Annotated in this window: 17 protein-coding genes and 1 pseudogene; 7 read left to right on the top strand and 11 right to left on the bottom strand. The window is 68.3% G+C overall.

The features are described 5' to 3' along the window. The first annotated feature begins 15 nt into the window (after positions 1-15). Together AB0L60_RS07220 and AB0L60_RS07215 are read left to right on the top strand one after the other, a co-directional pair. On the top strand, positions 16-1,893 hold the full coding sequence (locus AB0L60_RS07220) for a serine/threonine-protein kinase (protein ID WP_364608674.1): 1,878 nt from the start codon (positions 16-18) through the stop codon (positions 1,891-1,893). Between the two features lie 14 nt (positions 1,894-1,907). Further along, complete coding sequence (locus AB0L60_RS07215; protein ID WP_364608670.1) at positions 1,908-3,578, top strand: serine/threonine-protein kinase; 1,671 nt, start codon at positions 1,908-1,910, stop codon at positions 3,576-3,578. On the opposite strand, the gene AB0L60_RS07210 is transcribed toward AB0L60_RS07215, so the two are convergent. The 4 genes from AB0L60_RS07210 to AB0L60_RS07195 form a co-directional block, all read right to left on the bottom strand. Then, entirely contained in the window at positions 3,579-5,465 is a 1,887-nt protein-coding gene (locus AB0L60_RS07210) for a glycosyl transferase (RefSeq protein WP_364609678.1), read from the bottom strand. It lies immediately after the preceding gene. A gap of 304 nt (positions 5,466-5,769) precedes the next feature. After that, positions 5,770-7,680: a galactan 5-O-arabinofuranosyltransferase gene (locus AB0L60_RS07205; RefSeq protein ID WP_364609675.1), complete on the bottom strand. Its 1,911-nt coding sequence runs from the start codon at positions 7,678-7,680 to the stop codon at positions 5,770-5,772. A 200-nt stretch (positions 7,681-7,880) separates the two neighbouring features. After that, entirely contained in the window at positions 7,881-8,642 is a 762-nt protein-coding gene (locus AB0L60_RS07200) for a decaprenylphospho-beta-D-erythro-pentofuranosid-2-ulose 2-reductase (RefSeq protein WP_364608666.1), read from the bottom strand. Continuing rightward, positions 8,639-10,144 carry an FAD-binding oxidoreductase gene (locus AB0L60_RS07195; RefSeq protein WP_364608663.1) on the bottom strand — a complete coding sequence of 502 codons (1,506 nt, stop codon included), beginning with the start codon at positions 10,142-10,144 and terminating at the stop codon, positions 8,639-8,641. The genes AB0L60_RS07200 and AB0L60_RS07195 overlap by 4 nt, the downstream gene beginning before the upstream one ends. A gap of 65 nt (positions 10,145-10,209) precedes the next feature. On the opposite strand from AB0L60_RS07195, the gene AB0L60_RS07190 reads away from it, so the two are divergent. Continuing rightward, entirely contained in the window at positions 10,210-10,665 is a 456-nt protein-coding gene (locus AB0L60_RS07190; protein WP_354838570.1) for a GtrA family protein, read from the top strand. 12 nt (positions 10,666-10,677) lie between these two features. Here AB0L60_RS07190 and AB0L60_RS07185 read toward each other — a convergent pair whose 3' ends face one another. From AB0L60_RS07185 to AB0L60_RS07175, 3 genes are all read right to left on the bottom strand, one after another. Next, on the bottom strand, positions 10,678-11,295 hold the full coding sequence (locus tag AB0L60_RS07185) for a pyridoxamine 5'-phosphate oxidase family protein (protein WP_364608660.1): 618 nt from the start codon (positions 11,293-11,295) through the stop codon (positions 10,678-10,680). Positions 11,296-11,734: 439 nt separating this feature from the next. Further along, entirely contained in the window at positions 11,735-13,948 is a 2,214-nt protein-coding gene (locus AB0L60_RS07180) for a molybdopterin-dependent oxidoreductase (RefSeq protein WP_364608657.1), read from the bottom strand. 205 nt (positions 13,949-14,153) lie between these two features. After that, positions 14,154-14,618, bottom strand: coding sequence for a hypothetical protein (locus AB0L60_RS07175; protein WP_364608654.1), 465 nt, complete (start codon positions 14,616-14,618; stop codon positions 14,154-14,156). A gap of 350 nt (positions 14,619-14,968) precedes the next feature. On the opposite strand from AB0L60_RS07175, the gene AB0L60_RS07170 reads away from it, so the two are divergent. Then, positions 14,969-15,556 (top strand): DUF4282 domain-containing protein, encoded by a 588-nt coding sequence (locus tag AB0L60_RS07170; protein ID WP_364608651.1) that lies wholly within the window; start codon positions 14,969-14,971, stop codon positions 15,554-15,556. A gap of 128 nt (positions 15,557-15,684) precedes the next feature. After that, positions 15,685-16,557, top strand: a complete 873-nt coding sequence (locus tag AB0L60_RS07165; protein WP_364608648.1) for a helix-turn-helix transcriptional regulator — start codon at positions 15,685-15,687, stop codon at positions 16,555-16,557. On the opposite strand, the gene AB0L60_RS07160 is transcribed toward AB0L60_RS07165, so the two are convergent. Further along, entirely contained in the window at positions 16,554-16,985 is a 432-nt protein-coding gene (locus AB0L60_RS07160; protein ID WP_364608645.1) for a MarR family transcriptional regulator, read from the bottom strand. The genes AB0L60_RS07165 and AB0L60_RS07160 overlap by 4 nt on opposite strands. A gap of 86 nt (positions 16,986-17,071) precedes the next feature. Here AB0L60_RS07160 and AB0L60_RS07155 point away from each other — a divergent pair, with 86 nt between their 5' ends. Next, positions 17,072-18,538: an MFS transporter gene (locus tag AB0L60_RS07155; protein WP_364608642.1), complete on the top strand. Its 1,467-nt coding sequence runs from the start codon at positions 17,072-17,074 to the stop codon at positions 18,536-18,538. A gap of 237 nt (positions 18,539-18,775) precedes the next feature. Here AB0L60_RS07155 and rfbC read toward each other — a convergent pair whose 3' ends face one another. Together rfbC and rfbA are read right to left on the bottom strand one after the other, a co-directional pair. Continuing rightward, the gene (rfbC, locus tag AB0L60_RS07150) at positions 18,776-19,360 is read right to left on the bottom strand and encodes a dTDP-4-dehydrorhamnose 3,5-epimerase (RefSeq protein WP_364608638.1); all 585 of its coding nucleotides are present in this window, start codon (positions 19,358-19,360) and stop codon (positions 18,776-18,778) included. Between the two features lie 2 nt (positions 19,361-19,362). After that, complete coding sequence (rfbA, locus tag AB0L60_RS07145) at positions 19,363-20,238, bottom strand: glucose-1-phosphate thymidylyltransferase RfbA (protein WP_364608635.1); 876 nt, start codon at positions 20,236-20,238, stop codon at positions 19,363-19,365. 247 nt (positions 20,239-20,485) lie between these two features. On the opposite strand from rfbA, the gene AB0L60_RS07140 reads away from it, so the two are divergent. Next, positions 20,486-21,493 (top strand): alpha/beta hydrolase, encoded by a 1,008-nt coding sequence (locus tag AB0L60_RS07140; protein WP_364608632.1) that lies wholly within the window; start codon positions 20,486-20,488, stop codon positions 21,491-21,493. A 134-nt stretch (positions 21,494-21,627) separates the two neighbouring features. Here the strand turns inward: AB0L60_RS07140 and AB0L60_RS07135 are convergent. Then, positions 21,628-21,858 (bottom strand): annotated as a pseudogene (locus AB0L60_RS07135) (hypothetical protein); the annotation flags it as partial.

Here is a 21,858-nt window from a genome sequence, read left to right as displayed (position 1 = left end):
AGACGAAGAGGAAGCATGACCGAGCTGCGACCTGGCGAAATCATCGCCGGGTATGTGATCGCGCGGCGAATCGGGGCCGGGGGTTCGGGCGTCGTCTACGCGGCGCGGCATCCGCGGTTACCCCGGCTGACGGCCCTCAAGATCTTGAAACGCGACGACGTCGCCGAGGACGACGAGGTCTGGCGGCGTTTCGAGCGCGAGGCCGATATCGCCGCCCACTTCGACCATCCCAATATCGTGCAGGTCTACGACCGCGGCGTCGCCGAGAACCAGTTCTGGATCTCCATGCAGTACATCGACGGCGTGGATGCCGCTGAACTGCACCGTGTTTCGCCCGACCGGGGCCTGCGTATCGGCGCCGAGATCGCGGCCGCACTGGATTACGCGCACGGCAAGGGCGTCCTGCACCGGGATGTGAAGCCCTCCAACATCCTCATCGCCGATCCCGACAGCGGCCGCCCCGAGCGCGCCCTGCTCACCGACTTCGGCATCGCCCGGCTGCGCGACGAGACCACCAAGCACACCCATACCGGAAATATCTCCGCCACTTTCGCTTTCGCATCACCGGAGCAGGTGAGCGGTCTGCCGGTGGGCCCGCGCTCGGACCAATACTCACTGGCCTGCACGCTTTTCGTGCTGCTCACCGACCGCCGGCCCTTCCACGCCGACAATCCGCTGGGCTGGGTGCACGCCCACACCCGGGAGCGGCCGCTGCGCCCGAGCGAGGTGAATCCCGAACTACCGGCGGCCCTGGACGAGGTCTTCGACCGGGCCCTGGCCAAGGATCCGGACGACCGCTTCGACAGCTGTGCGGATTTCGCCTACGCCGCCACCCAGGCGTACTACTCCGATCCGGCCCTGGCGGTGACTGCCGCGGCCGGTCTGCTGCCGCATCCGCCGCCCCGGCACCTCCGGAACTGGGGCCGGAAACCGCTGTGGCAGCGCGTCTTACACCGGCGCGTCCTGGTCCCGGTGGCGGTGGCCGCGGTGACGGCCGCGGGCGTGGGTTTTGAGCTGCACCAGGGCGATTCGCCACCGGCCCGATCCGGTCCGGGCCTGGTGCCGGACACCTTCGTGGGCACCTGGCTGGCCACCGAGGGGCAGACCAACTACCGGCTGACCGTGCAGCAGGCCAAGATCGGCGATCCGGTGCTGTCCAATCGCGTCGACGGTGTGCTGCCCGACGGTGCACCGTTCCATTGCGAATTCTCCGCGCCGCTGGACCGGGTGCCCCACGAGGGCGACCGCCTCATCATCGGCACCTCCGAGATCGTGGTCCGGGAGCCGGCCAATGCCTGCCGCGCCAATGGTCCCACCACCCTCACCCTGCTGCCCGACGGGCGGATCAGCCGCAAAACCGATGTGAGCGGGCTGATCACGTACAGCAGTGCGAATGCGCTGGTCTCGTCCTGGGGGCGCGACGACGTCGCCATCGCCCGCGCCTTCCCCAGCCTGGTCGGGCAGCTCGCCTCCACCGGCACCGCGGTGGGCTGGCAGGGCGGGTCCTGCCGGCCCCGGGATCCGGGTCCGGGCGAGGCGGCCCAGGGTGCGCATCGCGTGCTGTGCAATGGCGACGACGGCACCGGCCAGGTGCACTTCGACGTCTTCGACTTCGACACCCGGCCGGGAAGTTCCGTCGCCGCGATCTTCTTCGGCAACAACGCCCGTGTCACCACCCGCACCCACGAGGACGTGGCGGGCGCCTTGACCGTCACCACGGCCGCCGGCGTGGATCCGGCCGCCACCCAGGACACCGACGCCCATCGCGCGCTGGCCGCCGTCTCCTTTCCCGACGGTGATCCGAGATCGCGCTTCGTCATGGTGCTGCGCTGGCCCGGGCACACGGTGAACAGCCTCCTGACCGACTGGCTCGAAAGGGCTCCCCTGAAGTAGGTAGGTGCGCGACCATGGCCGATCTGAAGCCGGGCGAGGAGATCGCCGGATACGTCATCGAACGCTGGATCGGGGCCGGGGGTTCGGGCACCGTCTATGCCGCGCGGCATCCCCGGCTACCGCGCCTGGCCGCCCTCAAGGTCTTCAACCGGGACGAGGTGACCGCCGACGCCGAGGGCTGGCGGCGCTTCGAGCGGGAGGCCGACATCACCGCCCGCTTCGACCATCCGAACATCGTGTCGGTGTACGACCGCGGCCTCGACGACGGGCGCCTGTGGATCGCCATGCAGTTCGTGGAAGGCCCTGACGCGGACAGTCTTTCGGGCCTGGCCCCCGAGCGGGCGCTGCGCGTCGGCGGCGGCATCGCCTCCGCCCTGGACTACGCGCACGGCAAGGGCGTGCTGCACCGGGATGTGAAGCCGTCGAACATCATGCTCTCCCCGGCCGAGGACGGCCGCCCGGAACGCGCTCTGCTGACCGACTTCGGCATTGCCCGGCTGCGTGACGAGACCACTCACGTCACCAAGACCGGGGATATCTCCGCGACCTTCGCCTTCGCCTCGCCGGAGCAGGTGTCGGGCCGCTTCCTGGATCCGCGCACCGATCAATATTCGCTGGCCTGTACGCTTTTCGTGCTGCTCACCGGATCCCGGCCGTTCCTGGCCACCGATCTGGCGGGGCTGATCTACGCGCACACCAGCACGCCGCCCCTGCACGTCACGCAGGTGCGCCCCGATCTGTCCGCGGGCTTCGACGCCGTCTTCGACCGTGCGCTGGCCAAGCATCCGGACGAAAGGTTCGCCAGCTGTACGGATTTCGCCGAGGCCGCCTGGGCGGCGTGGCGAGCGGCGACCACACCGACCGTGCTGACCACGCCGCCGACCGTGCTGACCACGCCGCCGATCCGCTTCGTCACCGATCCGGCCGCGCTGCGTTCGCCCCGCACGGATCCGACGGTGCTGCGTTCCCCGCACACCGATCCGGCCCTGCTGCGCTCACCCCGCACCGATCCGACCGTGCTCGGTCCCGGGCGCTACTACACCGAGCCCGGCGCACCCGCGTACGGCGTGGCCTACGGTGCGAGCAGCAGATCGTTCGAAGACGCTGCGCCGCACCGGCATCGGGTCCCGCAACCGGTGCGGGCCGGGTCCGGGGTGGGCCGCGGCGTGCTCACCGGGCTGCTGGCGGTGCTGGCCGCGACCGTGATCGCCGGTGGCGCCATCCTGGTGACGGTGGATCTGGAGAGCCACGGAAGAACACGTGGCGCACCGGTGTCCGCGTCGGTGCCGACCATGGCGACCGCGGTGTCCACCGGCGGGCAGACCCCGATCGCCGCCGTGCCGCCCTCGACTCTCGCTGGCCGGGTGCCGGGCGACTTCATCGGTCAGTGGGCGGGCACCAGCGACGCCAATGCCGACGACTACCGCCTGGTCATCCGGCAGGGCAACCTGAACGACGATGTGGTGACCTCCACGGTGCTGCGCGACAATCAGCCGATCTGCGTCTTCGACTATCGCCTGCTGGGCGTTCCCGGCGCCGGCGACATCACGGTCGGCGCCGGCACCCTCGTCTCCGGCGGCTCCGGCTGCAACCCGCAGGGCACCCACGAATTGCTGCTGAGCAATGGCAGGATCACGCGCGCGCTCTCGACCAGCGGCTACGTCACCTACACCCGCGTCGGCTGACTACGCCGGAGCGCTCGCGCCCACCAGGTCGCGCACGTCCCAGAGCCAGACGCCGTCGACGTATCGGGCGGGGAAGCCGATCAGCTGGTCGACGGTCAGGCGCAGGGTGTCGCTGTTGTCGGTCGGCGGCAGCACCACCACGTCGGCCCGCCAGTAGCGCAGATCGGCCAGCGCCTGCGCCCGGGTGGCATCGTCCACCACCGGAATGGTGTTGGACCGCTGCGCCTTCATCAGCAGGCTCGCGGTCGGCCGGTCGTCCGGGCCGTAGCGGCCCTTCTTGGAGGTGCCGGTCGGGCCGACGAAATAGCCTCCCGCGAGCGGGAATTCGAAACCGGAGTCGGCCTGCCAGTGCAGCGCGCGGGCGTCCGGCGGGGTCGGCGGCGGCGCGACCACCACCGAGCCGTGCGAAACGTATTGGCGCACCGTGCCGTCCGCGAAGAAGTCCGGGGTGGGCGGGCGCTGCACCGCGGGCAGGACCGTCGGGGTGAGCGGCAGCAGGGCGAAGGCCAGCGCGCCGAACAGGGCCAGCGGCCGCCAGTCGGTCGCCGAGACCTTCCAGTAGTCCAGGGCATGCTGGGTGGCCAGCGCCAGGATCAGGGCGATGGCCGGAATCGCGGCCATGGTGAAACGCGACTCCAGCACCGAATTCAGCAGCGGCACATCCTCGAGCCGCTGCCACGGCAGGGTGATACCGGTGTTGAGGTGGCCGATCATCAGGGTCGCGCCCAGCGACAGCACGGTGAACGCCACGATCACCGCGGCGGCCGCGCGCACCGCCCGCTCCCGCCACATGAGCGCCACGGCCACCGTGACCACGATCCACAGCGGCCAGCCGAAGTACGAATTCTCCTCGGTCGGATTGATGGCCAGGTTCTGCCCGTGCGAGAACATCCCGCCCAGCGACTCGGACGGGAACTGGAACAGCGCCTCGAGGTCGTTGTTCATCGGCCCGTGCTCGATGGACCGGTAGGACTGCGGGCCGAAGAACTGCCAACACAGCGGAATCTCGGTGAGCGCCACCGTGATCAGCGCGGCCAGCAGCACCGTCGGGGTGATGGCGCGCAGCGCACGCCACCCGGTGCGCGGGGTGTGCAGGTGGTAGACGAGCGCGAAGACGCCGAAGGACAGCGCGAAGATGAGCAGCGGCTCCTCGCCGAGCGCGATCTGCAGGGCCACCAGCAGGCCCAGCACGAAGCTGTGTTTAATTTGCCCTCCGCTTCGCTCCGGGCGGGTTCGCGGCGCTGAAGGTCTCGTTCTTCCCTCCTCCGCTCCTCCGCTTCGCTCCCCCGCTCCAAGGCGGAGGTCTATTCCAGCCGCAGTCCAGAACGAGCGCTCCGCCTCCCCGCGCTTGCGCCGCGAACCATCCAGACGCCGGGCCATCCGGATCAGCTGCAGCACGATGAGCGGAAGCAGCGCCAGCACCACGAAATTCGGGTGCGCGTTGGCGTGCGAGATCATGGCCGGGGCGAAGCCGCAGAACAGGCCGCCCACGGCCGCCGCGAATTTCGACGGCACCAGTTCCCGTGAGAACAGCCAGTACCAGGCGAACGCGGTCCCGAACAGGCCCACGGTGAGCACCAGCACGAAGGTGACGGTCGGCCCGAACATCAGGGTGACCGGGGTGAGCGGCACGCCGACGCCGAACATGGCGGTATTGGCCATCATGTTCACGCCGTCGGGATAGTTCTGCAGCAGGGAGCCCAGCGGGTTCTCCAGATGCGCGACATTGTGGGCGGTGACGGCGAAGAACCACTCCCACATGGTCTGATCCTGGCCGCTCTTGATCAGGTAGCCGCGGTCGGTGTGCAGCCACTGACCCGACAGCACCAGCACCGCCAGCGACAGATAGGCCGCGCCGACGATCAGGTCGGCGCGGGCCAGCCGGATGCGGCGGGCGACGCGCTGTGGCCGAGAAAGCTTGGGGCGAGCCGTTTCCGGGGCGGCGCGGTCGAGAACCGCTACCGCCGAACCGCCGTCGTCCCCCGGGCTGGATGCCCACCCCTGTGTCACGCGCAAACTCCTCGGTGCCTTGCAACGCAAAACTCTTGGGTGCCTTGCAATCAGCGGCCCACGCTACCGGGTTCGACCGAGATTGCACTGGCAAGTCATGCAGTTATCCACAGAAACTGGCGTTTATCCACAGAAACCGGAGGATTTCTGGGGATAAGTGATCCTGGTCTCGCACAGGTGTTCAGACACGCACAACCAGGGTGAACGGTCCGATATTGGTGATCCGATAGTGCGCGTCGTCGAACAGCGACTTGGGGAAGGACACTGTGAAACGCTTCACATTCGGGTCATTCGGGTACACGTCCTGCGAGAGCCGCAGCGTGTAGTCGTCACCCGAACGCCGGAACAGGAAGGCATCCGGCGCACGCCAGCGGCAGTGGTTCAGCGCGTCGGTCAGCTCCTGCGGCGTCTTCAGCGTGCTCCAGCGCTGGATTTCGGCGGTGCGCGCCGCGAAGTCGGCCAGTGGGTTCGCGTAATGCGAAGTGAGCGCCTGGAATCCGTAGTACGGGTAGATGGCCAGGAAGCTGGTGTCCGCGGTGAGCACCACGCTGGCGTCACGCGGCCGGCCGGTCTGCTCCAGCAGTGTCGCGTCGACCTCGCGGTAGTTCGACACCGCCGACGGCGGCCGCTTATCAGCGCGGAACCCATTGCCGTCGGTATCGGTGTAGGCCGTGGTGATCTCCGTCGCCAGCACCGTCGGAATGCCCTGGCTGAACCCGATCGCACCGGCCACCGCGACCGCCGCCGCGGCGATCCGGAACCGCCCGGGCTCGTTCAGCGCCTGGTAGATCGCCCGCGCGCCCTCGGCGAAAGCGAACACGCCGGCGGCCGACAGCAGTGCCAGGAGCGGGGATTCGAGCCGGAACGACAGCAGCGTGGTCCCGGCCGCCGTGGCGGCCATCGAAAGCAGACACCACAGATAGATGGCGACGACGCCGATGCCGAGCGCCTGCGCACGCCGCGAACTCGCCGCCCGCAGCACCAGCCAGATGGTCCCGGCCAGACAGAAGACGCCGAGCAGAGTGAATTCGGTCATCGGCAGCGGCAGTCGTGAGCCGGTCTCGGGCAAGTAGTGGAAGGCGGAGCCCGAGCCGAGAGATGCTTTGCCGGACAGGAACTTCAGCAGGAACGGCGTCCACACGGTGAGCGCCAGCAGGCCCGCAACCGCACCGATTCCGATGAGCCGCACCAGGATCGGCAAGATCGCCCGCCAGGTGTGCCGTGCCCGGATCGAGAGTCCTGCGGCGATCACCGCCATGAGGCACATCGCGAATACCGCGACACCGAAGTACAGGCTGTAGAAGGTGGCGGTGAGCCCGAGGAACAGGCCGGTACCCAGCACCGCGCCCCACCCGCCCGCGGTCGGTTCCGCCCCATCGCCGGCGACCTCTGCGGGCCGGTGCAGCGCACCCCAGGCCAGCACCAGCGCGGGTCCGAGCAGCAGGGTGAGCACCGCGCTGTACGCCTCGGGAGAGCCGGAGGCGAGGGTCACCGCCGTGGTCGCGGCGGCGACAGCCACCGCCCAGTCCGCCCGGATCAGGTTGGACCACAGCACAAGAGCGACAACCGCCGCCACTGCCAGGCCGATGATCGCGAAGGGCTTGAATGCCTCCCACCCGGCCATCCCGGTCAGACTGGCGAACCGGCCCCCGATCCAGAACCAGCCCGCGGGGTAGAACGGCGGCAGGTCGATGTAGTTCATGTCGTGCAGCGCCGCACTGTCGGTCAGCCGCGTCAGATACTGCGTCCGGAACTCCTGGTCCACGGACATCCCGAACAGGTACAGCTTCGTCGCAGCCAGCGGCATGCCCAGCGTCACGGTCACGAAGGCCGAAAGCCCCGCCCAGGACAGCACTTTCGCCAGCCGGAGCCACCTGTGCAACCGCAGCAGCACCACTGCGACCACCAGCACGGCGAGGGCGGCCACCTGCCCCACGGTGGTGAGTGCGCGAGTCACATTGGAGGAGTTGAAGGCCGGCCAGTGCACGGTCGCGAACGCCTCGAGCCCGACCGCCGCCACCACGCTCGCCACCACCGCGGCGAGCACCGCCTCCCCGACAGCCCCACCGGCCTGGCGCGCCAGCACCCCCATCCGTCCGCTCGCCCGCTCGCTCATCCGCACCCTGCCTCCGCATTCGTGTCCATGGACCGCGCGCCAGCCTAGCCAGTGCGGTGCACGCGAACCCGACCGCCGGGCCCAACCACCGATGTCCGGGGGTCTTCGGGCCGGAACGGCGCATGCCGCGCCCGGGTGACGGACGCGGCATGCGTATCGGTGCCAGAACGTGTCGCCTAGATGGGGAGGCGGCGGAAGATCGGGCGCGGCACGTGGCGCAGGATCATCATGACGTAGCGGAAAACGCCGGGGGCCCAGACGATTTCCTTGCCCTTCTCGGAGGCGGCGACCGCGAGGAGGGCGACGTCCTCCTTGTTCACGGTGAGCCCGTTCTCCTTGGCGTGCGCGGAGAGCCGGGTGCGCACCATGCCGGGGCGGATGACCGTGACGCGCGGACCGAACTTCGCGACCGCTTCGCCGAGACCCAGGTAGAAGCCGTCCAGGCCGGCCTTGGTGGAGCCGTAGACGAAGTTGAACCGGCGCACGCGCTCACCGGCGACCGAGGACATGGCCAGGATGCGGCCGAAGCCCTGCGCCTTCATCTTCTCGCCGAGCAGCACGCCGACGGAAACCGCCGCGGTGTAGTTGATCTCGGCCATCATGACGGCCTTGCGCTGGTCCTGCCAGAAGATCTCGCCATCACCGTCGATGCCGAACGCGACGATGGCCACGTCGACGTCACCGTCCGCCCACGCCGCGTCGATCACGGCCGGGTGGCTGTCGGTGTCGAGCGCGTCGAAGTCGATGACCTGCACCTCGGAGGCGCCGGCGGCCTTCATCTGCGATACGGCGTCCTCGCGCAGCGGGTCACCGGGCAGGGCAGCCAGGACGATGCGCGCGGGACCCTTCTTCAGGTACTCGGCGCAGATCGCCAAGCCGATCTCCGAGGTGCCGCCCAGCAGCAGAATGGATTGCGGGTTCCCTACCGCATTGATCACTGAAGCTCCAGCCTTCTCGCCATATCGGACATGAAAACGCCTGTGGGATCCACGCTTCGGCGGATCTTGATCCACTCGTCGATCCGCGGGTACATCTTGTGGAAGGTCTCCGCGTCGGTCCGCGAATCCTTGGCAGTGTAGATACGGCCACCGAACTCGAGGACACGGCGGTCGAGTTCCCGCACCAGCTCATTGAGGCCCGGCCGAATCGGGAAGTCGAAGCAGGTGTTCCAGCCCTCCATCGGAAAGCTGAGCGGAGCCTGGTTCCCGGGGCCGAAGAACTTCAGCACATTGAGCGCGGAATGATGGCCGGACGCCTGGATATCGATGATGATCTTGGTGAATTCGTCGAGGGCCTCGGGCGGCACCACGAACTGGTACTGCAGGAATCCCTTCGAGCCGTAGGCCCGATTCCACTCCGAGATCACATCCAGCATGTGGTAGAACTGCGTCAAGTTCATCAGCTTGCCGGTGTAGTTGCCGCCGAGCGCGTAATACGCCTCGCCGACCATGCCCAGCGTGAACTTGTTCACCGCGAAACTCGGGAAGATATCCGGCACTGTCAGCAGATTCGGCGCATCGAACTTCAGCGGGTTCTTGCGCAGCTTCTTCGGCAGCTCGTCGAGCTTCGCCAGCCGTCCGCGAGACACATTGGCGCGTCCCAGTTTCGGCGGCCCGGAGATCACATCGAACCAGGTGGAGGAGTAGGTGTAGTTGGCCTCGGACCCGTCCTTGTGGACCGCGATCGTCTCGTCCAAGTCGACGGTCTTGATGCCGTCGGAGATGAAATAGGCCGTCTCGGTCGGCGTCATCTCGATGGTGGCGCGCAGCACGATGCCGGTCAGGCCATTGCCGCCGACGGTGGCCCAGAACAGCTTGGCGTTCTTCTTCGGCCCGATGGTCTGCACCTTGCCGTCGGCGGTGAGCAGATCGATGGACCGCACGTGATTGCCGAAGCTGCCCGCGCTGTGGTGGTTCTTGCCGTGGATGTCCGAGCCGATGGCCCCGCCCACGGTCACCTGCCGGGTGCCCGGCAGCACCGGAACCCACAGGCCGAACGGCAGCGCCGCCTTCATCAGCTGGTCGAGACTGACGCCCGCGTCCACGTCCACCAGCCGGGAGTCCCGATCGATGCGGTGGATGCGGTTGAGTGCGGTCATGTCGACGACCAGGCCACCCGCGTTCTGGGCGTGATCACCGTACGAACGGCCGAGGCCGCGGGCGATGACGCCGCGACGCAGGTGCGCGGGCTTGGAGTCGTTGTCCTCCGCGACCATGGCGACCGCCTTGGCGATCAGCTCCGGGTCATCGGTGGAGAGCACTTCCGAGGTGGTGGCTGCGGTGCGACCCCACCCGGTCAGGCGCCGGGTCTGCGTCGGCAGGTCGAACGAACCCGATGACGCCGTGCCCGCTGTGTCTTTGCCTACGACGGGGCCCTCGCCTGCCGAGCTGGGCTCGGTGGCGGCCGCGGTGGTGGTCTGAGCTTTCGTGGACATCGGCATAGAGGCTACAGGCATAACCGTCTCGAGGCTTGTGTCCTTTGTCCCGGGCATTACTCTTCTGCGTTGTGACCGCGGAACCCCATCTGCCCCTGCCGCCCGAGCTGCCCCTCGTCGATGAACCGGGTGGTACGGAGGTTGATCTCAAGACGCAGATCATCCGATTCGCGGTCACCGGCGGTCTGTCCGCCATCGTCGACTTCGGCCTGTACACGCTGCTGTTCAAGCTGGTCGGACTGCCGTTGCCGGTGGCCAAGTCGATCAGCTTCATCGCGGGCACGACCACGGCCTACCTGATCAACCGGCGCTGGACCTTCCAGGCCGAGCCGAGCCGCAAGCGCTTCATCGCGGTGGTGCTGCTGTACGCGGTGACCTTCGCGCTGCAGGTCGGCATCAACCAGCTCTGCTATTACGCGCTGCCCGATGCGTGGTGGCGGATCTGGCTCGCCTTCTGCGTCGCGCAGGGCACCGCCACCGTGATCAACTTCATTGTCCAGCGCGCGGTGATCTTCAAGATCGACTAGGCGGCGCCGGCGTCAAGACTCGACCAGGGCGTTGGTCTCCTCCTTCGCCCGGAAGTAGTCGCCGCCCTTGGCGCGCACATTGTCGGTACCCCACTGGCGCTGCTCACGCTGGGCCGGGACCAGGTGCGGAATGTGCTTGCGGCAGTGGATGTAGGCCTCCTCCACATCCACCACCACCCAGCGCTCCGGAATGCGGCCCCGGGTATCGGCCGGCAGGTCGGGGACGCAGCGGCGCATGAGCGCGTCGTCCACGATGCGGGCGGTGCCATTGAGGTGCAGGCCGATCAGGTCGTGCACGAAATCGATCATGAGAATGCCGACGTGGGGGTTCTCGAGAATATTGCCGAGGCTGGCCATGACGCCGTTGCCGCGGTATTCGGGATAGGCGACGGTGCGCTCGTCGATCACGTGCAGGAAGCCCGCTTTGCCGGCGCGGAAGCTGGCATCGCATTCACCGTGCTTGTCGGAGGTGGCGATGAAGGCCATGTCCATGCGCCGGATGAAATCGATCATGTGGGTATTGAGCCGATCTCGCACCTGATCGGAGTAGAAGCGTTGCGCCCGTTCCTCGGTACCGTATCGCTCCTGCAGTTCCCGTTCGCCGTCGCTGCCGTTTCTGATACCGGGCATCGTGCGCCCCCTTTGGTAGCTGAATACCGGATGGAAGAGGCTCGGCCACGAACTTCGGCCATCCGAAATCCTATACGGTTTAACTATTTTCGTGTGGCAAATGCGTGAACCGGCGTAACTGCCGTGGTGGGGCTTCCTCGACTGTTGCCAGACAAACCTTCCCGGGGGAGGATCCTCCCGGATGAAAGGACCCACAAGAGACTTCGGCTCATAGCTGCGGAGATGCTGCTCGTCGTTCCGGACCGCAGGGATGCGAGATCCCCAGGGGGTGAGGGGATTTCGCATTCCTGATTTGTCCATTTCGCAGAGCTTCCGGGGTGTCGCGCGGCCGTCATCCCCCTAGGTGGCGCCGATCTTCGGTGCCCGAAAGACAAATACCGAGAGGTCTTTCAGGGCACACCGGCTCCGGTCGCAACGCGCTATGTGGTCCGGCTCCGCCTCACACCCGGGTCAGTGTCACCGGCACGCCATTGAACACGGCGTTCCCGGACGGGGCGTCCACCAGCGAATCATCGGTCAGCACATTGGCATTCACCCCGGCGTGCTCACGCGCGACGGTCTGCGTGCTGTCCCCGTGTCCCCAGCCGTGTGGCAGGCTGACCACACCGGGCATGATGTCCTCGGTCGGCTCGACGTCCACGGTCAGCGTGCCCGCCGCCGACTTCACCACGGCCTGCCCGTTCAACCCCAGCCGCGCCGCGTCCTCCGGATGAATGTGCAGCGTGCACCGATTCGACCCGCCCACCAGTGGCGGCACATTGTGCAGCCAGCTGTTGTTGGATCGCAGCTGCCGCCGCCCCACCAGCACCATCTCCGGCCGCTCGACCCCCAGCCGGGCCCGCAGCCGGTCCAGGTCGGCCAGCAGTTCGGCCGGCGCCAGCTCGACCCGGCGAGAGGCCGTCCGCAGCACACCCGGTAGCCGGGGCTCCAGCGGACCCAGGTCGATGCCGTGCGGATTGTCCAGCAGCACTTGCAGATTCAGCTTGCCACGCCATTCGTTCTCGTCGTCCGGCGTGGTGGACCATTCGCCGAAGGGGCCCAGGCGCAGCATCAGGTCCAGCCGCTGTTCGGTGGTGTCGGCGCCGAGCAGTTCGCCGCGGCGGTCGGCCAGGCCGGCCCTGTGCAGGGTCCCGGCGATGACGATCTCGTCGACCGCATCGAGCGGATCCAGCCCGGGCTGGGTCTCCTGGCCCGAGACGGCCAGGGCCAGCCGCGCCAGCACCTCGGCCTCGGACAGCTCGTTCGCGCCGAGCGGCACCAGCGGCCGCGAATAGCGGGCGTAGTTGTGGACCGCGAAATTGAGCAGCGCGAAATCGTAGTGCGGCGACTGCAGGATGCGCGGGGGCGGCAGGATGACATCCGCGTGGCGGGTGGTCTCGTTGAGGTAGCGGTCCACACTCACCATGAATTCCAGTCCGGCGAAGGCGGTGTCGAGGCGCGCGCCGCTGGGTGCTGACAGCACCGGATTGCCCGCCACCGTCACCATGGCCCGGATCTGCCCGTCGCCGGGCGTGCGGATCTCGTCCGCCAGCGTGGCCACCGGCAGTTCACCCATGGCCTCGGGCAATTCGCGCACCCGGCTGGCCCACCGCGCCAGGCGGAACGGCCGCGACCGCACGATGCCCAGCGCCGCCCCCGTCGCGAACATGGCCCCGCCGGGCGAGTCGAGATTGCCGGTGAGCACATTGACGACATCCACCAGCCACTGCGTGAGTGTGCCGAATTCGGCGGTGCAGGTGCCGATCCGGGCATAGACGGCGGCCGTCGGCGCGGCGGCCAGCTCGCGCGCGATCCGTACGATGGTCTCGGCGGGCACCCCGGTGCGCCCGGACACCAGCTCCGGCGTGAATTCGGCTGCCGCGGCCCGCACCTCGTCCAATCCGTTCACCTCGACCCGGACGTCGGTCAGACCCTCCGCGAACAACGTGTGGACGATCCCGAACAGCAGGTAGGCGTCACTGCCCGGCCGCACGAACACGTGCTCGTCGGCCAGCTTGGCGGTGCGCGTGCGCCGTGGATCCACCACCACCAGCCGCCCGCCGCGCTGCCGCAGCGCCTTCAGCCGGCCCGGGAAATCCGGTGCGGTGCACAGCGATCCATTGGACTCCAGCGGATTCGCGCCCAGCATCAGCAAATAGCCGGTGCGGTCCAGGTCCGGCACCGCGACGGTGAGCGGATCACCGAACATGAGCCCGCTCGACACCTGCTTGGGCATCTGGTCGGCGGTGCTGGCGGAGAACAGGTTCCGGGTGCCCAGCGCCCGGATCAGCAGCGGCGCGTACAGCGCCCCGGCCACGGTGTGGGCATTGGGATTGCCCAGGTACAGCCCCACCGCCTGATTGCCGTGCGCGGCCGTCACCTGCGGCAGGCGCTCCCGGATCACCCCGAATGCCTCGTCCCAGCTCGCCTCCCGCCAGGTGCCGGTGGCGCGGTCGCGAATCATGGGCGCGGTCAGCCGATCCGGATCGGCGTCGAGATGTCCGAGGGTGGCGCCCTTGGGGCAGATGAAGCCCCGGCTGAAGGGATCGGCGTGGTCGCCGCGCACCGAGACGATGTGATCGGTGCTGTCCAGGGTGAGCTCGAGGCCGCACACCGCTTCACAGAGCGGGCAGGTGCGCAGCAATGTCCGGGGGCTGTCCGTGACGTAGGTCATACCTCATGATCGCCCGGAAACGTACCGGGCGGAACACCTCTGGCCGCCGGGAATGCCGGACGCGGGCTCGCGGCGGCCGCCGATGCCGGAGCCTCGGATTATGTCCGTTGTCGCTCAATTTGCAACGTTCGGATATGGACACGGCAAAACCCGCGAGCGCCGGGGTGCACTCGCGGGTTTCGTGTAGTTGTGAGAGCCGGCGGCGTCAGGAGGCGATACGGGCCGCCTGCGGCGCTCCCTTGGCGGCGGCACGGACACCGGCGGCGATGGCGACCACCGGCGGGATCCAGCGGGCCTCGTGCGGGGCGACGCCCCAGCAGGCCGCGCCGGCGGACAGCTTGGTCGGCGGCAACGGGATGCCCGCGCCGTCGGCGTAGACGGTCACGCCGGACTCGCGCAGGGCCTCGATGGCGCGCTCGGCCTTGCGCAGGCCGGTGACGAGATGGATCTCGCGGCGCTCGGCGCCCGGGATCTCGATGACCGGGCCGGTCAGGTCATTGGCCCGTAGGTAGCGGCGCACGAAGGCGGCGGTGTCGCCGGTGACCTCGATGCCCGCGATGTTCTCGTCGGTGACCAGGCACACGCCATTGGCGGTTTCGGCGACCGTCCAGCCGCGCCGGATGTAGTCCTGCGCGGATTCCGCAACGGCTGACGAAAACGTCGTACGCACTGGTTTCTCCATTCCCCGGTAGTTCTGATTCCTGCTCTGTGCCTCGTATCGGAGCGGGGGGTTCGTGGTGTTACACATTCTTTTTCAACTCGGTTCCGGTTGTGTCCCAGAGGGGCATTCGTCCGGTTCGTTCCGACCCGATGGTGACCACGGCCCAGCTGCGACACGACCTCGAGGTAGCGGCCCTGCCTGCGACAACACCGTCGAGGGAGCTGTCGTCGGATCCGGAGCCCAGCGCCTGCCCGAGGGCGTGACGTGTTCTACACCACACTGGCTCGTCCTGCGGCACTCCGGCGTTACCGGAGACACTGAGTCGGCCGAAAAGGTCTGCGGGAGAGGAGATCGTCGGCATGGCCGATCAATCGGGCGGGAAAACAGACGAACTCGACGAATACGACGAGTTCGACGAGATCATCACCGAGGGGCGCTGGGCCGCCTTCAAGGAGTCCGCCACCCGGCGCATGTCCCGGCGGCTGGCCGCGGACGAGGAGGCCGAGGAGCCGGTCGAACCCTTCGCCAGCCCAGGCGCTTTCGGCTCCTGGAGCGTGGACGCCGCCCGCGCCCTGCTGGACCTGCAGTTCCAGCGCGCCGCCACCCGCACGCTGCTGCCCCTGGCGTATCTGCTCGGCCTGGCGAGCGCCGTCGCCATCCCGCTCGTGGGAACCATAGGGTTGTGGCGAATCTCGGCCTGGCTGGGCATCGTGTTCGCGGTGGTGTTCGCGGTCCCGCTGGGCCTGGTGATCGCCGCGGTGGTACGCCTGCTGCTGGAGTTCGTGCTCAATGCCTCCCGGCTGGCGGCCCGGGTCGCCCACATCTCCGATATGGCCGACGATCTGTTCCAGGCCCTCTCGGATGTGGCCGAACCGGTCAATCAGCTGTCCAAAGATGTTCAGGCAGTCCAGTTCTGGCGCTTCCGTCGGCGCTCGTCCCGGAAGTAGGCCGGCCGGCGGCCGCTATCCTGGCCACGGGGCGGTGCGAAATCTGCCCCCAGGCCGCGTCCCGCGTCCATGGATCGCTGAGTTTTCCTGTGCAACAATGCGATCGCAACACTGGTTTAGGGGGACGAATGGCTCTACCGCAGGGGATTACCGGATCGACCGTGCCGCGCCGCCAGCTCGGCCGGCACCTGCGCGACCTGCGCAATCGCGCGCGCATGACGACCCGGGTGGCCGCACAGCGCTTGGAATGGTCCGAGGCCAAGATCTGGCGAATCGAAACTGGACAGACGTCTTTGCGCAGTCTGGATGTCGAGGCCATGTGCCGCATCTACGGCGCTCCGGAGGACGCCATCGAACCGCTCACCACGCTGGCCCGGGAGACCAAGGCTCGCGGCTGGTGGACCGAGTTCGGTGACGTGATCGACGAGGGCTACGAGGTCTACATCGGGCTGGAGGAAGCGACGAGCCGGCTCACCAGCTATGAGAACGAGCTGGTGCCAGGGCTTTTGCAGACCGAGCAGTACTACCGGGCGGTGCTGGCCGGAGCCTTCCCGGGCATCTCCGCCGAACAGCTGGACCGCCGGGTCCGGGTGCGCACCGCGCGCCAGTCGCTGCTCACCCGCGCGGAATCGCCGCTGCAACTGGATGTGGTGATCGCCGAGGCGGTGCTCTGGCATCGTATCGGTGGCGACGACGTGACCCGCGGCCAGCTGGACCGGCTGCGCAAACTCGCCGAACTGCCCAATGTCCGGCTGCGGCTGCTGCCCGCCGAGTGCGGTTATCACCACGGCATGGACGCCGGCCGCTTCGTGCTGCTCGAATTCCCCACCGCCGCAGGCGAACCCACCGAGCCGCCGGTGGTGTACGTGGAAGCCCTCACCGGCTCCTCGTATCTGGACAAGGAGCATGAGGTCGAGCGCTACCGCGAGGCCTTCGCGGCGGTGAGTTCTATTGCGGTGGACGCGCTTCCGATCATCGAGACGCTGCGCGCGGCGGTCTAGCCCAGATTCTGGGCCAGCACCTCACGGTGCGTGGGCGCGGCCTGCCGATGCAGTTCGCGCCCTTTTTCCGTGACGCAGACGAAGATCGCGCGGCGATCCTCGGTACACAGCGTGCGGTCGACCAGTCCGTCGCGCTCGAGTCTCGCCACCGTGCGGGAGAGCGCGCTCTGACTGAGATAGATGTCGTTGGCCAGATCGCTCATCTTGCAGCTGTCGCTGCCGGATTCGACGAGGCGGTCCAGGGTTTCGAATTCGCTGAGCCCGATGTGGTGGCGGCCTTGCAGTTCCTTTTCCAGAGCGCACGAGGTCGTCGCGTGCCGGGCCAGCAGATCGCGCCACTCGCCCACCAGCCCTGACGCCTCCACCGGCGTGATGACGGGCCGGTCGACAGCGCTCCCCCTCTCGGCGCTTGCTGTCGGCTTCGGCATGCGGTCATCTTAGTCTGTCCACCGAAAGCATGCAACTGCATTAAATGCTTTTGCATTTGATGCGCGCGCATGTACTGTCGCTTCTCGTGACTTCCACCGAGACCCGCCCCGCAGTGAGCACCGCGGCCGATACCACGCAGTGGACCGCCCGGCTCTGGGGCATGCTCATCACCCTGTGCATCGTGCTGTTCCTGGACGGCCTCGACGTGTCGATGATCGGCGTCGCGCTGCCGTCGATCGGCACCGAACTCGACATTCAGACCTCCACCCTGCAGTGGCTGGTCAGCGGTTACGTGCTGGGCTATGGCGGTCTGCTGCTGCTGGGCGGGCGCACCGCCGACCTGGTGGGCCGCCGCAAGGTCTTCCTGATCGCCCTGGCCGTCTTCGCGCTGGCCTCGCTCGCGGGCGCGCTGGTGAGCTCGCCGGCGCTGCTCATCCTGACCCGCTTCGTGAAGGGCCTGGCCGCCGCGTTCACCGCGCCGACCGGTCTGTCCATCATCACCACGAATTTCCAAGAGGGACCGGCCCGTAACAAGGCGCTGTCCATCTACACCGTCTTCGGCGCCGGCGGCTACTCCATGGGCCTGCTGTTCGGCGGCCTGATGACCGGTCTCGGCTGGCGCTGGACCTTCCTGCTCCCGGTTCCGGTGGCCCTCGCCGCGCTGGCCTCCGCGTATTTCCTGGTTCCCAAGGACAAGCCCGCCGAGGAGGGCGGACACGACCTGATCGGCGCGCTGCTGTCCACCACCACCATGCTGCTGCTCGTCTACACCGTGGTCTCGGCGCCGCAGGCGGGCTGGGGCTCGGCCCGCACCATCGGATCGTTCGTCGCGGTGGCCGTGCTGGGTGCGGCGTTCGTCTACGCCGAGAGCAAGGTGCGTTACCCCCTGGTGCGCCTCGGCATCCTGCGCAAGCCCACCCTGGTCCGGGCCAGCCTGGCCATCATCGCGGTCGCCGGTTCGTACTTCAGCTGGCAGTTCATCACCACGCTGTACCTGCAGGACACCCTGGGCTGGTCGCCGCTGAAGCTCTCGATGGCACTGCTGCCGGTCGGCCTGCTGGTGGTCGCCTCGGCCTTCGTCTCCGACAAGCTGGTCGACCGCTTCGGCACCGGCCCGATCATCGCGATCACCATGGTGATCATGGCCATCGGCTACCTGCTGTACCTGCGCATCGACACCGCACCGTCCTACCTGACCGTGCTGCTGCCCGCGGTGCTGCTGGTCGGCATCGGCTGGGTCGGGTTCCCGGCCATCAATATCCAGGCCACCAGCGGCATCGACGATGACGAGCAGGGCCTGGCGGCCGGTGTGCTGCAGACCGCCATGCAGGTCGGCGCGGCCATCGTGCTCGCGGTGACCACCGCCATCGTCACCTCGAGCGTGCCGAGCAGCCCGACCCCCGCGGCCATGCTCGACACCTACCGTCCCGGCCTGGAATTCGCCGCCGGCGTCTCCATCGTCGGCGCCCTGGTCGCCCTCACGGTCTTCCTCCCGAGGCTGCGCGCCCGCCGCCAGGAGGCCCGTGACCTGGAGGTCGAACTGGTCGGCTGACACCCGATGGCTCCGCTCGCAGCTCACACGGGCGTCGCCTCCGAAAATGACCGGGGCGCACCGCATTACGCGGTGCGCCCCGGTGGCGTAACAAGTGATTTCGTCAGGATCCGGGTAACTCGCCGGGGACGTCCAGAGTCGGGTCGGCACCCGACCGCCGGCACGGATGTGGGATGGGCGACGGCTCTCAGCCGTCCGCTGAAGTTCCGGGGAGGCGGGACAGACGGGTAACGGCTCTCAGCCGTCCGCTGAAGTGGCGGGGAGGCGACGGAGCTCCGCGAGTCGCGGGGCCGCGGCGTCCTTGTCCGAGCGGACGAAGGTGAGCGGTTCGCCGTTGCGGCCGACGGCCGGCCACTCGATGGCCAGGTCCGGGTCGAAAGCGTCCAGGTCCCGGTCGAATTCGGGGGAGTACTCCAGCGAGCACAGGTAGTTGACGGTGGAGTCGTCCTCCAGCGACAGCAGCGCGTGCCCCAGGCCCTCGGCCAGGAACACCGACTTGCGCTCCACATCGTCGATGACGACCGCGTCCCAGCGGCCGAAGGTCGGGGAGTCGCGGCGCAGGTCCACCACCACGTCCAGGAACGCCCCGCGCACGCAGGTCACGTACTTGGCCTGCCCGGGCGGATTCTCGGTGTAGTGGATGCCGCGCAGCACACCCGCCGCGGAGGTGGAGATATTGACCTGCAGCAGGTCGAAGGGCCGTCCGACCGCCTTCTCGAACTCCGAGGCCTTGAACGACTCGTAGAAGACGCCGCGCTCGTCTCCGTGCAGCCGGGGCGTGAACTCCCACGCGCCGGGCACCGACAGTTCCCGAATCCGCATGCCTACTCCCAGCTTCGCCCGTGGTCCAGCAGGCCCAGCAGGTACTTTCCATAGCCCGAGCGCACCAGGGGTTCGGCCAGCCGGGTGAGTTCGTCGTCGCCGATGAAGCCGAGCCGCCAGGCGACCTCCTCCGGCACGCCGATCTTGAGGCCCTGCCGCTCCTCGATGGTGCGCACGTAATTGGCGGCGTCCAGCAGGGAGTCGAAGGTACCGGTGTCGAGCCAGGCGGTGCCGCGGGCCAGCACCTGCACGTGCAGCCGGCCCTGCTCCAGATAGGTGCGGTTGATATCGGTGATCTCGTATTCGCCGCGCTCCGACGGCTTCAGATCGCGCGCGATGGCGAGCACGTCGTTGTCGTAGAAGTACAGCCCCGGAATCGCGTAGTTGGAGCGCGGCGCCTTGGGCTTCTCCTCGATGGAAATGGCCCGGCCCTCGGCGAATTCGACCACGCCGTAGGCGGTGGGGTCGGAGACGCGGTAGGCGAAGACCGCGCCGCCGTCCAGGTGGTGGAAGGTCTGCAGCTGGGTGCCCAGGCCCGGGCCGTGGAAGATGTTGTCGCCCAGCACCAGCGCGGCGTTCTCGGTGCCGATGTGGTCGGCGCCCAGCACGAAGGCGCGGGCCAGCCCGTCCGGTTTCGGCTGCACTACATAGGAGATGGACACGCCGAACCGGCTGCCGTCGCCGAGCAGCCGGGCGAAGGCGTCGGCGTCCTCGGGAGTGGTGATCACCAGGATGTCCCGGATCCCCGCCAGCATGAGGGTGGACAGGGGGTAGTACACCATCGGTTTGTCGTACACCGGGACCAGCTGTTTGCTCACCCCGCGCGTGATCGGGTGCAACCGCGATCCGGTGCCCCCGGCCAGGATGATTCCGCGCATGTCACGACAGTCTGCCAGCTCGATGGCGGAGCGCGGCGGTCAGGTTCCGACTGGACTTCGAATCGATCACGGCAGTTTACGTACGCGCGGATACGGCGATATCTGTTGCGTAGGTCACGTTCTCATGGTGTTCTGAAATAACGCTATGTGAGATGTCAGCGCCGACTCTCCCGCGCCGGGTGCCGAGCCAACGTTTCGGTCGCTCCGGACGAACGGCTCGGCGCGCCAACAACGAGGTAGGTGCGCGATGGCTCACGACCGGCCTGGCCACGAAACGGCCCACGAGGACGTCCCCGTCCAGAACCCGAACCGGACCAGTGCCGCCGCCCGTGCGCTGACGGTGGTGGCTCGCACCATGATCCGCCCGGCCGGCGAGCTGGTGCCCGTCACCATCGCCTCCATGCCGGTGGCCAGCACCATGATCAACAGCCTGGCCAAGCTGCGCCCGGCTCCGCGGGGAGTGGAGCGGGAACAGGTACGGCTCAATGGCTTCCGCATGGAGATCGTGCGGCCCGCCGGGGCCCGAAAGGCGTTGCGCGACGGCGCGGTCCTCTACATGCACGGCGGTGGCTTCTTCCTGTGCGGGCTCGATACCCACCGCCCCGTGGTCGCGGCCATCGCCCGGCGCACCGGGCTGCCGGTGGTGAGCGTGGAGTACCGGCAGCTGCCCGAGACCGATATCGCCGGATCCGTCACCGACTGCCTGACCGCCTACAAATGGTTGCTGGCGCACGGCGTCCCGGCCTCGAAGGTGGTGTTCGCCGGTGACTCCGCAGGCGGCTACATGACCTTCGCCACCGCTCTGCGCGCCCGCGACGCCGGACTGCCCGTCCCCGCCGGACTGGTCGGGCTGTGCCCCGCACTGGACCTGGACTGCACCGAGAAGCGCGCCCACCCCAACTACCGCCGCGACGCGCTGATCCCGCTGTCCGCGCTGGAGTCCGTGATCAAGCTGGGCGCCGAGGTGAACGGCCGCCTGGATCCGCGGCTGTCGCCGGTCAACAATGTGCTGGCCGGCCTGCCGCCCGCGCTGCTCATCGTCGCCGAGGACGAGGTGCTGCGCCGCGACAGCGAGATCATGGCCCAGCGCCTGGCCCAGTCCGGCGTGCCCGCCACGCTCGAGATCTGGCGCGGCCAGGTGCACGCCTTCATGGCCATCTTCCCCGCCATGCCGGAGAGCCGGGCCGCCCTGGCAAGCGTGGCCCGCTTCGTCCGCGACCGCGTCGAGGCCGGGCAGGTCGCCCGCACGGCGTGACCGGCGGGCGCACAGCCTGATTGGATGATGTGGGGCTCGGGGCACCGGTCTCGGGCCCCACATCGGTTCCGGTACAGCGAAACCCCCGCCCGGATCATGATCCGGGCGGGGGTTTCGTCGTGCTGCGGGCTGTATTACTTGGCCGGAGCGGGAGCGATGTGCGGCTGGTTGATGGTGGAGAAGTACTGGATCGCGGCGGCGATGGCGACCGGGGCGGTCACGAACAGCTGACCGGCCAGGGTGCCCAGGAAGCCAACCGCGGCCATACCGCCGATGCAGCCGATGGCGGCGGCGGGGATGAACGGACCGAACAGGCCGACGATCGTGGCCGAGGCGGCACCCGCGCCGAGGATCCCGCCGAGCAC

It is taken from the genome of Nocardia sp. NPDC051981, assembly GCF_040680715.1.
Lineage (GTDB): Bacteria > Actinomycetota > Actinomycetes > Mycobacteriales > Mycobacteriaceae > Nocardia.
This window is presented reverse-complemented; position numbering and strand designations above follow the sequence as displayed.